The organism is Paenarthrobacter nitroguajacolicus (assembly GCF_029952445.1).
Taxonomy (GTDB): Bacteria; Actinomycetota; Actinomycetes; order Actinomycetales; family Micrococcaceae; genus Arthrobacter; species Arthrobacter nitroguajacolicus_B.
In genome coordinates this window covers 215,940-227,925 of sequence record NZ_JAQPPK010000003.1, presented here as the reverse complement: position 1 = coordinate 227,925, position 11,986 = coordinate 215,940, and the positions used below count along the sequence as shown (strand labels likewise).

9 protein-coding genes are annotated in these 11,986 nt (G+C 65.0%); 4 read left to right on the top strand and 5 right to left on the bottom strand.

Going from position 1 to position 11,986, the window contains the following annotated elements; translation table 11 throughout:
• Window positions 1-1,667, bottom strand: a 1,667-nt coding sequence (locus PJL15_RS03590) for a DEAD/DEAH box helicase (RefSeq protein WP_281449840.1), incomplete at its 3' end; no start/stop codon positions are given.
• A gap of 416 nt (window positions 1,668-2,083) precedes the next feature.
• A complete protein-coding gene (locus tag PJL15_RS03585; protein WP_281449839.1) occupies window positions 2,084-3,478 on the bottom strand; it encodes an MFS transporter in 1,395 nt (464 codons plus the stop codon).
• Between PJL15_RS03585 and soxR the strand changes: the two genes are divergently transcribed.
• Entirely contained in the window at window positions 3,477-4,010 is a 534-nt protein-coding gene (gene soxR / locus PJL15_RS03580) for a redox-sensitive transcriptional activator SoxR (RefSeq protein WP_281449838.1), read from the top strand. The genes PJL15_RS03585 and soxR overlap by 2 nt on opposite strands.
• Here soxR and PJL15_RS03575 read toward each other — a convergent pair.
• Window positions 4,007-5,941: an FG-GAP-like repeat-containing protein gene (locus tag PJL15_RS03575; RefSeq protein ID WP_281449837.1), complete on the bottom strand. Its 1,935-nt coding sequence runs from the start codon at window positions 5,939-5,941 to the stop codon at window positions 4,007-4,009. The two genes, soxR and PJL15_RS03575, sit on opposite strands and share 4 nt — an antisense overlap.
• Window positions 5,942-6,102: 161 nt before the next feature.
• On the opposite strand from PJL15_RS03575, the gene PJL15_RS03570 reads away from it, so the two are divergent.
• On the top strand, window positions 6,103-6,849 hold the full coding sequence (locus tag PJL15_RS03570) for an SAM-dependent methyltransferase (RefSeq protein ID WP_432443791.1): 747 nt from the start codon (window positions 6,103-6,105) through the stop codon (window positions 6,847-6,849).
• On the opposite strand, the gene PJL15_RS03565 is transcribed toward PJL15_RS03570, so the two are convergent.
• On the bottom strand, window positions 6,846-7,883 hold the full coding sequence (locus PJL15_RS03565; RefSeq protein WP_281449835.1) for an Lrp/AsnC family transcriptional regulator: 1,038 nt from the start codon (window positions 7,881-7,883) through the stop codon (window positions 6,846-6,848). The genes PJL15_RS03570 and PJL15_RS03565 overlap by 4 nt on opposite strands.
• A 140-nt stretch (window positions 7,884-8,023) precedes the next feature.
• Here PJL15_RS03565 and PJL15_RS03560 point away from each other — a divergent pair, with 140 nt between their 5' ends.
• Entirely contained in the window at window positions 8,024-9,241 is a 1,218-nt protein-coding gene (locus PJL15_RS03560) for a M20 metallopeptidase family protein (protein ID WP_281449834.1), read from the top strand.
• A gap of 24 nt (window positions 9,242-9,265) precedes the next feature.
• The gene (locus PJL15_RS03555) at window positions 9,266-10,558 is read left to right on the top strand and encodes an MFS transporter (RefSeq protein WP_281449833.1); all 1,293 of its coding nucleotides are present in this window, start codon (window positions 9,266-9,268) and stop codon (window positions 10,556-10,558) included.
• Between the two features lie 71 nt (window positions 10,559-10,629).
• On the opposite strand, the gene PJL15_RS03550 is transcribed toward PJL15_RS03555, so the two are convergent.
• Window positions 10,630-11,907: a CynX/NimT family MFS transporter gene (locus PJL15_RS03550; RefSeq protein ID WP_281449832.1), complete on the bottom strand. Its 1,278-nt coding sequence runs from the start codon at window positions 11,905-11,907 to the stop codon at window positions 10,630-10,632.
• Window positions 11,908-11,986: the final 79 nt, after the last annotated feature.

Here is an 11,986-nt window from a genome sequence, read left to right as displayed (position 1 = left end):
CTGCGTGCCGGGCGGCCGGCACCCGAGCCAGCACGGCCGGAGTTGCCTGATCCCGAACCGTAGGATCCGCCGGACGTAGCGCCAGTAGCGGAGGACCATACGGCCTTGTTTCCGCCGGTACGCGTCGAGGTGGTGGAAGCACTGCGCGGAGCCGAAGCTGAGCGCTGCCCGGTTGCCGGACGACCGCTGCGACCACCCTGGCCCTGCGAGCCGGGAACGTCATTGCGGTGAGTGGCACCAGCCTTGCCGCGACCGCGCGGGTTGCGGGCGACGTCGTCGTTCATTGCTGCGCGACGCTCGGCGCGGTTGACGTCGGTACGGACCGGCTCAGCCGCGACCTTTCCACGTCCTCCACGGCCGCCACGACCACCAGCGGTGGGAGCAGCCTGGTTGGAACGACGTGCGCGCTTGCGCTGGGCGTTGGCGCCGGTTGACGTGCCGCCACCCTGCGGGGATTTCGCCGCGAGGAGGGCCGCACGTGTGCGTGGGTCCACCTTGTCGGCGATGTCGCCAACCAGCTCAGCAACCAACGGGGAGTTGGCCGTGACGCGTTCGAACGAAACGTCCACTCCGGCAGCCTTCATGAGCTTCTTGACGTCGCTCTGCTGCTCGGGGAGGGTCAGCGTGACCACGGTGCCATCGGAACCGGCGCGGGCCGTGCGGCCGGAGCGGTGCAGGTAGGCCTTGTGCTCTGTGGGCGGGTCCACGTGGATGACGAGTTCGACGTCGTCAACGTGCACGCCGCGGGCTGCGACGTCGGTGGCCACCAGGACGCGGACGTCACCGTTGGAGAACTCGGCCAGGTTGCGGTCGCGGGCGTTCTGCGACAGGTTGCCGTGGAGGTCGACGGCGGGGATGCCGGCGTCGGTCAGGGTCTTGGCAAGCTTCCGGGCATGGTGCTTGGTCCGCATGAAGAGGACGCGACGACCGGCGCCGGAGGCCAGTTCAACGATGAGCTGCTTCTTGACGGTCTGGTCGTTGACCACCAGGACGTGGTGTTCCATGGTGGTGACGGCGGCCTGGGGATCGTCAACGGAGTGCGTCAGCGGGTTGGAGAGGTAACGGTTGACCAGCTTGTCAACACCGTTGTCCAACGTCGCGGAGAAGAGCAGGCGCTGGCCCTGGGTGGGGGTCATGTCCATGAGCTTCTTGACCACCGGGAGGAAGCCGAGGTCTGCCATGTGGTCGGCCTCGTCCAGCACGGTGACCTCAACGGCTTCGAGGGTCAGGATGCGCTGGCGGATCAGGTCTTCCAGGCGGCCGGGGCAGGCGATGACGATGTCGACGCCGGCGCGCAGCGCCTTCTCCTGGCGGGCCTGGGAGATGCCGCCGTAGATGACCGTGGTGTTCAGGCCCATGGCCTTGGCCAGCGGCTCGATGGTGGCGTTGATCTGGGTGGCCAGTTCACGCGTCGGCGCAAGGACGAGGCCCATGGGGCGGCCCGGCTTGCGGAAGTGCTTGGCTTCGCGCTCGGCAAGGCGTGCCACCAACGGGATGGCGAACGCGATGGTCTTGCCGGAGCCGGTGCGGCCACGGCCCAGGACATCGCGGCCCGCGAGGGTGTCCGGGAGGGTCTTGACCTGGATGGGGAATGCTTCTTCGATGCCGTCTGCGGCGAGGGATTCAGCAATGGCCTTGGGCGTGCCAAGGGCAGCAAAAGTAGTCATAAACTTCATGTCTTTCGGGCGGTGTCCAGTTGCGGACATCGGCCCCCGACACCGGTTGGGCCAGGGGTTCGCCGAGGAAAAGTCAGGTGGTCTACCGGTTCGCTGCAGCAGCGTTGGCCGGGACCAAATGGAACGCGTTCATCGACGCAGGATGTGCCTCTCACATGAAAAATGCCCCGCCGCGTAACCGTTCAGGTCACCTGCTTCAGGGCGTCACCGCACATCAAGTGTTCCCAGTCTAGCAGTGATTAGGGTGGAGCCTTGCATCGGCCAGAGTTGCGGGGCCCGCTTTGCGCGCTTCCGGGCCTGCAAAACGCGCAAAGCGGGCCTCACAACGAACCCACCTGGCGTTGCGGGGCCTGCTTTGCGTGCTTCCAGGCCCGCAAAACGCGCAAAGCAGGCCTCACAACTGGGGGTTAGGGGTGGTGCGTGAGTTCGGGTTGGGCGGTCCGGGTGCCGGATGCGCCCTTGCGGGCGGCGACCCGCGGCGCCATCACAACCCCGACGACGGCGATGACCGCCGTCAGTGCGAAGACCCCCGCAAATGGGTTCGTCGTCGTAAATGCCGCGAAGACCAGGCCCGTGGCAGCCAGCGACAGCGCACCGCCGAGGGAGTCGGAGATGGACATTGCTGCACTGTTGAAGCCCTGGTTTTCCTCGCTGGACAGCGCCAATGTCATGACGGAAAGCCGCGGGTACATGAGCCCCATGCCGCCGCCGGCCAGGATCCAGCCGCCGATGGCAACGCCCGCGGGCAGGGCAAACGTGGCGGTCGCGAGCGTCAAGACGATGGCCACCAGCACCAGCGCCGCCCCGATCCTGATGGCGAGACCATCAGGCATCCGGATCCCCAACCGCCCCTGGATCGCCGACGCCCCGGCCCACGCCAGTGCCGCACCGGTCAGGGTCAGCCCGGCGAACGTCGGCGTGAAGGCGTAACGCTCGGTCAGCAGGTACGGCAGGTACACCTCGGCCCCGAAGAACGCCGCGGAGGCCAGGCCCCTGACCAGGATCACGCTGGGCAATCCCCGCCGGGCCGTCAGGGTCCCTCGCGGCACCAACGGCCGAACAGCCACCAGCGCCAGGACAAGCGCGACGGCGGCAATCACCCCGCCCACGCCCGGAACCTCGGCGGACAGGTTCAGCCCAAGGACGGCAACGGCTGCGAGCGCCGCCCAGCCCATGCGCCCGAAGGCCCACGGAACCGTTTCAGCGGCAGGCTCGGAGTTCATCGCCCGTACTGCCGGCACCACCATCAGCAATGCGGGCACAACCAGTCCCACAACACCAAGGAACACCCAGTGCCAACTGCTTAACTGGGCAACGACACCCGCGGCAAAGGGCCCCACCAGGGAAGGGACCACCCAGGATGCGGCGAAGGCGGCAAAGATCTTGGGGTGCAGCGCCGGAGGGTAGACCCGGGCCACCAAAACGTAGAGGGCCACAGTCATCGCGCCGCCGCCCAAGCCCTGGACCAGCCGGCCCAGCACCAGGATCTCCATGCTTCCGGCCATACCGGCGATCAGCAGGCCCATGACGAACAAGGCCACCGATGAGTACAAGGGCGCGGCCGGACCTCGACGGTCGGACCAGTTGCCCGCCGCCACCATGCCCATCACACCGGTGGCCAGCGGTCCGGCGAAGGCCAGCGCGTAGAGGCTGGCTCCGTCCAGGTCACGGCTCACGAGCGGCATGATGGTTGTCACCGCGAGCGACTCGAACGCACTGAGGAACACCAGCGCGCACGCTCCCACGGTGGCAAGGAGGTAGGGGCGGCCCAGAATCCCGGCCGTTGAGGTGTCAGAGGTCATGGACGCCAGCCTAGAACCTCAACTAATGTTGAGGTCAATCCAGCAAACCACTACCGGAAGCAGCCCCATGCCCGCAGCGCCCGCCCACCGGCCCCTCACCATCGGTGAGCTTTCCGAGCGCAGCGGAGTGTCGCCGTCGGCCCTTCACTTCTACGAGCGCAACGGGCTCATCGAGGCTGAGCGCACTGCGGGCAACCAGCGCCGCTACCGGCGGGACACACTCAGGCGCGTGGCATTCATCAAGACCTCGCAGCGGGTGGGCTTGCCGCTGAAGGACATCCGGGAGGCCCTGGATTCGTTGCCGGAAGGCCGCACGCCCACCAAACGGGACTGGAGCAAGTTGTCGCTGCGCTGGGGGGAGGAACTCGACCAGCGGATCGCGGCATTGCAGCACCTCCGGAACGACCTTGATGGCTGCATCGGCTGTGGCTGCCTGAGCCTGAAGTCGTGCACCCTGCAGAATCCTTCGGACGAGCTCGGCGCCTCCGGGGCGGGGGCGCAGCGCTGGAACCAAGCCACGGAGCAGCATTAGAGGATGGCGGTCATGACGTTCCAGCCAGCCCCCACCTGCAGGTCCGCTTGCAGGCCTCCCGACTCCGTTCCGCTATAAAGCTTGAGATTTCCGATGGCATCGCGCGCCAGGACATCGGGCTGCCCGTCGCTGTTGACGTCGCCGGGTGTCACCAGCGCCGTCATGACGTTCCAGCCTGTCCCAACCTGTTTGCGTGGCAGCCATCCGCCCGTGCCGTTCCCTTCATAAAGCCACAGGGTGCCGGCTGCGTCCTTGGCCAAAATGTCCGCTCCCGGCGCCCCGAACTCCCCGGGCCCCAGAATGGTGGTCATTTGGTTCCAGCCACTTCCTGCTTTGGTTCGCGGAAGCCAGCCACCCGCGCCGTTGCCTGGGTACAGCCAGAGGTCCCCAACGGCGTCACGCGCCAGGACGTCCGCCTTGCCGTCACCATCAAAGTCGCCGGGGGTCACGACGGCGGTCATGGCATTCCAGCCCACGCCTACCTTGGTCCTGGGGAGCCAACCCGAACTGCCGTTCCCTGGATACAGCCAGAGGTCCCCGGCAGCATCACGTGCCAGCACGTCAGCATGCGCGTCTGCGTTGAAGTCACCGGGGGACAGAATGAGGCTCATGACGTTCCATCCTGAACCCACCGCCGACCGTGGCAGCCATCCCCGCTTTCCGTCGCCTGGGTAGAGCCACAAAACGCCTTCACCGTCCCGCGCAAGGACGTCGGTGGCGCCGTCGGAGTTATAGTCCTTCCACACGTTCCGTGGCGGGCCGGAGGTGTCCAGCACCCAGATGGCGTTCCCGTCAAAGGCAGCGGCATAAAGCTGGGATCCGTCCGGTGCTATCTGCCGGACGGACGCGGATACACCCAGTTGGACCTCTTCTACCAGCGGGATGGAGGACCCATCGGACCTGGCACCCCATTCTTGGATCACCGTTGACTGGGAGCGATAAAGCCGCGTTCCATCCGGGTGCATGACAATAGTGCTCCACTCCTGCCTGTCCGGAGTGGCCTGCCCCACCGTCAGGGTTTCGAGGTTGAGCTGGGACACCATCGGATTGTTTATCACCCGCCGGCCAGGCGACGGGTAATAGGGTTGGCCGTGGTCTTCGAAGAAGGCGCGTTTGCTGTCCGGAGTGAAAACGGGTGCGGACGGCTCCAAGAACGTTGAAAAAGTGGCCAGGACCGTATCAGTGGCGGTGTTTATGACGGACAGTCCCCATCCGTGCACCGTGACCAGGCGCGTTCCGTCCGGTGAGAGGGTGCCGTCCGTCCCGGTCATTGGGGTGGTGTCCAGAATTGAGCCGCTCTTCGTATCAATCACGGCTACCTCCGCTCCTCGGAGGGCATAGATCTTCGCCCCGTCGGGCGTAGCTATCAGTTTGGTGATATTGCCGCCAGCAGGTATTTGGGCTGCCACCTCGCCTTGGGCAACATCGACAACCTTCACGCCTGCGGTTTTTAGCCCGACGTACAACTCCGTTCCGTCGGGGCTGGGCACCATCCCGGCTACCCCATCGTCCATGGGGACCACTGCCTCAATGGCCATTGCTGCAGTGTCGATGATCGTGATGTTGTCACCCGTCGCCATGAATGCCGTTGATCCGTTCGAGCTCAGCACCAAGGCCGTGGTGGGCTCGGCTTGCACGGTCTTGGTTACTGCTCCCTGGGCCGTATCCACCACGGAAAGAAGGCCCTCGGGGCTCGCCACGAAGAGCCTCGTGCCATCTTTACTGAGTTCCACAAACCGCGGGCGGGCCACGTCGATCTTTTTGGGATCTGATCGGTTGGCCGTCTGGATTGCCACAGGTGCTGCCAACCCCGCGGCGTCGGACACCGGTGGAGCCGCTTGCGACGTCGGCACTGATGCCACAAACACCAAGGCCGCAAGGGCACCTGACAGGACGGCCCTAAGACTGGATTTTCGCGCTGGCAACACCATGAAATCCCCCAATTTTCAGGCGCCGTGATTCTCCAAAAGGCGCGTGTGGGTCAGAGAATACCCACCATCGATTGGAAAAACCATCCCCGGTTGCAACCCTGAACTTGCCGAAATAGCAAAGGGCATTGCCTTTGGCGGCCGCCTCGCGGGACGCTTGGGTCATGACTGAACAGACGCACGACGCCGGAACCCACCTCAGTGAACAGCCCGCCGGCGCAGCCACGCACCAGCATGGCCACCAGCACGAAGGCGCCCAGCAAGGCGGACTTAACCTCCACAAGGATGCAGACAACGCCGTGGACATGTGGGACGGAATGTACCGGGAGCGGCCAAAGATTTGGAGCGGGAATCCGAATCCGCAGCTGGTGGCGGAAGTTGCAGGACTGAAACCCGGCACAGCCCTGGACCTGGGCTGTGGGGAGGGTGGCGATGCCATCTGGCTCGCGAAGCAGGGCTGGACCGTCACCGCAATGGACGTGTCCGCCGTCGCGCTTGAACGGGCGGCCGTGCACGCCGAGGAGGCGGGAGTCGCCGACCGGATCATGTGGCAGCAACAGGACCTTACCGAATGGGATGCGCAACCGGAGTTCGATCTGGTCTCGGCGCAGTTCCTGCACTCGCCCCTGTTGCCGTGGCGTGACTCCGTCACCTCAGCGGCGGCTGCCGTGGCCCCTGGCGGAACGTTGCTGGTGGTCGGTCATCACCCGCACGGCCTCCCCTCCTGGAGTCAGCATCATCACGAGCCCGGGATGTTTTTCACTCCCGAACAGCTGGCTGGCGCGTTGCGGCTGGATCGCGAGCCGTGGTTCGTCAATGTCCTCACAGACAGGGAACGAACCGTTTCAGGGCCCAGCGGCGAATCCGGCACCACTTTGGACACCGTTCTGCGGGCCACGAAACACGTTTAGACACCCTCCGGCAACAAGTCACCGTAGGGCGGCACTACTGTTCCTGTGGCGGTCGAATCGGGGTTCAGCATCCACCCCACCCGCTTTGCGGTGTTCAGCATCACCACGCTTTCCACGAGTTCGATGCCCGGGATCCGTTGTTGGATGGTGAGCTCCATTTCCATGACGTCGGCCAGCGAGCGCAGCCACATGATCATGGTGAAGTTGGTCCGCCCCGTGGTGGACGCGGAGAAGCGGACATTGCGGATGGCCCTGAGCTCGGTGGCCGCAGCCTCATGCTGGCCTGCCGGGACATTCGCGAACCACTGCACCGTGATGGGGAATCCTGAGAACTGTTGGGCAATTTCGCAGCGGAAGGACAGCATCCGGCTGGCCAGCACGCGCCCGAGTTGGCGCTGGACGGTGGCGGGGTTGCGGTCCAGCGCCCTGGCGATCTCTGCTGCCGTGGCGCGTCCGTCCCGCGCCAGGAACGGGATGAGTGCCAGGTGGGTCTCGGGCAGCGGGGCCACTACCTTGTCCGGGGCTGACGGGTTGGCAGACTCAGGACCGGCGAGCGCCCGCAAGGCCTGTTGCTCGGCCTTGCTGAGCACGTTCAGCCGCCACGCATAGCCGCTTGTATGGATACGGGTGCAGAGTGCCGTGTGGTACTTGGTCAGCCCCCGCACTTCCTTGAGGCGGGGCAAAACGTGGGTGCTGAACTGTTCCAGGTCCGGGGTGATCACCGTCAATGTCAGGTCGCGGTTGCTGGCTGCTTCTTCCACTGTGATCACCTCGGGAAGTTGCGCGACCGCGGCTGTGACGTCGGGCCGCAGGTGCATTTCGCAGTCGATGTCCACCATGGCAAGGCACATGTCCTTGGGATCGCCCATCAGGTGTGCGGTGGTCCAGGCTGCGCCGGCGGCCCTGAGCCGGTCCCAGCGCGATGCGAGAGTGGTGGCGTGGACGCCCAGCACACTGCCGGCGTCGGACCAGCTGATACGTGGCGAGATCTGTAATGCATTGACCAGGCGTAGATCTTCTTCACTGAGCTCCATGAGTTGATTCTCCCAGATGAGCGCATGAATCCTGCTGTTTTGAGTCCGTTAATGCATATTTACAGTTGTTTCCAGACATGTGAAGCAGGTCACCCCAGAATGGCATGAGGAACACATAACCGGATAGATCCAGGAGAATCATGACCATCGTCGCCGACGCCAAGGAACTGCAGGGGGACATCGTCCGCCTCCGCCACGACCTCCACCGCGAACCGGAGATCGGGCTGCAACTTCCCCGCACCCAGGAGAAGGTGCTTAAAGCGCTGGACGGACTTCCGTACGAGATCACCCTCGGGAAGGAAACGACGTCGGTCACCGCGGTTCTGCGCGGCGGCGCGGCACACGCTTCGGCCGAGAAGCCCGTGGTGCTGTTGCGCGCGGACATGGACGGCCTTCCTGTGCAGGAGACCACCGGCGTTGACTACACCTCACGTGTGGATGGCGCCATGCACGCCTGCGGCCATGACCTCCACACCTCCATGCTCGCCGGCGCCGCCACCCTCCTTGCCGAGCGGCAGCACCAGCTGGCCGGCGACGTCATCCTCATGTTCCAACCCGGCGAAGAAGGCTTCGACGGCGCCAGCTACATGATCAAGGAGGGTGTCCTGGATGCCGCCGGCCGCCGCGCCGACACCGCCTACGGAATGCACGTCTTCTCGTCGCTGGAACCCCACGGCCACTTTGTCACCAAGCCCGGCGTCATGCTCAGCTCATCGGACGGACTGGTGGTGACAGTCCTCGGCGCAGGAGGGCACGGCTCAGCCCCGCATTCGGCCAAGGACCCCGTCACGGCCGCCGCCGAAATGGTCACGGCCCTGCAGGTCATGGTCACGCGGCAGTTCAACATGTTTGATCCCGTAGTCCTGACCGTGGGAGTCCTCCACGCCGGAACCAAGCGCAACGTGATCCCCGAGACCGCCCGGATCGAAGCCACCATCAGGACCTTCTCCGAGGAATCCCGCAGGAAGATGATGGAAGTAGTACCGCGGCTGCTCCACGGCATCGCGGCAGCCCACGGTCTGGAGGCTGACGTGCACTATCAGGAGGAATACCCCCTCACCATCAACAACGACGACGAGACCGCCACCGCGGAAAAGGTCATCGCCGGCATGTTCGGCGAGTCCCGGCACACCCGGATGGCCACTCCGCTGAGCGGCTCGGAGGACTTTTCCCGGGTCCTGGCCGAAGTCCCCGGAACTTTCGTGGGACTCAGCGCGGTCGCCCCCGGAGCCGACCACACGACGTCGCCGTTCAACCACTCGCCCTACGCCACGTTCGACGACGGCGTCCTCACCGACGGCGCGGCCCTGTACGCAGAGCTCGCCGTATCCCGCATCGCAACCCTCTCCGGCAACTAGCCTCCCACCCCCTTGGAGAACCACATGACCGCCACCGTAGGAACGTCCCCCGACGTCAAGGTCCACAAGTCCCATGTGCGCACGCTTATAGGAACCGGCATCGGCAACGCCGTTGAATGGTACGACTGGGCCATCTACGCCACGTTCTCGCCATTCATCGCCAGTGCCCTGTTCAGCCAGGCCGACCCCACCTCAGCCGTGCTGTCCACGTTGGCGATCTTCGCCGTCGGGTTTGTTGCCCGGCCGTTCGGCGGTTTCGTCTTCGGCTGGATCGGCGACAGGATCGGCCGCAAGACCTCCATGACTGTTGCAGTTGCCCTCGGTGCACTGGGCAGCCTGCTGATCGGCGTGGCCCCGACCTTCGAAGCCGTGGGCGCGTTCGCCTCGGTGATGTTGTTGATTGCCCGCCTGATCCAGGGCCTGGCGCACGGTGGCGAGTTGCCGTCGTCGCAAACGTATCTTTCTGAAATGGCCCCCAAGGAGAAGCGCGGCTTCTGGGCCACCCTCATCTACACCTCCGGCACCGCCGGCATCCTGGCGGGCACCTTGCTCGGCGCCATCCTCACCGGCGTCCTCAGCAAGGCGGAGATGAGTGCCTGGGGTTGGCGGATTCCGTTCCTGATCGGCGGCGCGCTGGGCATTTACGCCCTGTTCATGCGGGCCAAGATGAAGGAAACCGAAGCGTTCGAGGCCGAGGCTCCCAACGAGAAGCGCCTGCCGATCTGGCCGCAGATCGTCAAGTACCGCAAGCAGGCACTCCAGGTTATCGGCCTCACTGTTGGCCTCACGGTGGTCTACTACATCTGGGGTGTCGTGGCGCCGAGCTACGCGGCCACAGCGCTGAAAATGGACCGCGGCGCCGCACTCTGGGCCGGAGTGATCGCCAACGTCGTGTTCATCGCCGCCCTGCCGTTCTGGGGCAAGCTCTCCGACAGGATCGGCCGCAAGCCCGTGATCATCGTGTCCTCCGCCGGAGCCGCCTTGCTGCACTTCCCCATGACGTGGCTACTGAAAGACTCACCGTGGCAGCTGGCCGTGTCCATGTCCGTGATGCTGTTCTTCATCGCAGGCAGCGCCGCGATCGTCCCGGCTGTGTACGCCGAACTGTTCCCCACCCACATCAGGACCATCGGCGTCGGCGTTCCGTACTCCATCTGCGTGGCGGTCTTCGGTGGCACGGCCCCTTACCTGCAGACCTGGCTCGGGAGCGTCGGGCAGGGCTACCTGTTCAACGTGTACGCCGTGATCCTGCTCCTGGTGGGCATCGTGTTCGCGTTCTCGATCCCGGAGACGAAGGGCAAGGACCTCACCGTCTAGGTTCACCCAACTGAGTAACAGCAGATGTCGTTTTGAGGGCTCAAAACGACATCTGCTGTTACTTACTTGGGTTAAACGAAGCGGTCCCGGCCAGCCCGGTAGCCGAAGAACGCCGCCAACGAACCTACGATCAGGAACAGGATGCCGGCCGCCGCGAAGCCGCCTGTGGCCTGGTGCAGTTGCCCCACCATAAGCGTCCCGGCGGAACCCACTCCGTAGCCAACGCCCTGCATCATCCCGGAAAGGTGCGCGGCAGTGTGGGCGTCCCGGGTGCGGACCATGATCATGGTCAGGGCCACCGCAGTCAGTGACCCCTGCCCCAGTCCGTTGAGGCCGGTCCACACCCAGATGAATTCGGTGGGCCCGAAGATCGTCAGCGCGAAGCCGCCACCTGTCATCAAGGCCACCACCATGTTGATGATCCGCTGGTCCTTGAAGCGCGTCGCCAGGGCCGGAGCAAACAGGGAGCCGAGCATCTGCAGCACGATCGACACGGAAACAATGAGCCCGGCCGTTGCGCCGTCGATCCCCCGGTCACGCAGGATCGGCGCCATCCACGCGAACACGCTGAAAGACATCATGGCCTGCAGCACCATGAACATGGTTACTTGCCAGGCCACTGCCGAGCGCCACACGTTCACGCCGCCGTGGACGGCCTGGTGCTTGACGGACGGCTGCCGGATGGCCAGCGGCAGGAACAGCAGAAGCACGACGGCGGCAGGCGCCACCCAGAACCACAGCGCCGAAGTCCATTGGCCGGTTGCCGTAAAGACCGGATACGTGAAGCCCGCTCCCAAGGCAGCTGACGCGCAGATAGCCGTGGTGTAGAGGCCGCCCATCAAACCCAGGCGGTGTGGGAAATCCCTCTTGACCACGCCCGGAAGAAGCACGTTGCAGAGCGCGATCGCGGCACCGCTGGCCGCCGTACCCGCGAGAAGCGCAGGCAGATGGCCTGCTCCGGGGATGTCCAAGGGCCTGAGCAGTAGGCCCGCCGTAAGGACGGCCATGGCACCCAAAAGAACCCGTTCCGCGCCGAACCTGCGGGCCAGGATGGGGGCAAGCGGCGCGAAGACTCCCAGCAGGGTGACCGGCACCGTGGTGAGGACCACCAGCGACCAGCCCGGCAGACCGGCGTCGGACGTTATTTCCGGAAGGACCGCGGAGAAGCTGGAGAAGACCGTGCGCAGGTTCAGGCCGATGAGGACCAGGCAGATACCGAGGTAGACCAGGCCGCGCTTGCCCCTTAGCTGCGTGGGGTTCGCGGCGGGAACGTCGTCGATTTCGGCGTCGACTGTGAGGTCGGGGAAGACTGGCTTCTCTGCATTACCGGGGATCTTCGAGGAGGTCACACGTCCTATTCTGTCAGTGACGGACTTTGGTTTTTCGCGGATGAGGAAGCGTGCCGAACGAGCGTGCTCCTTCCAAGGA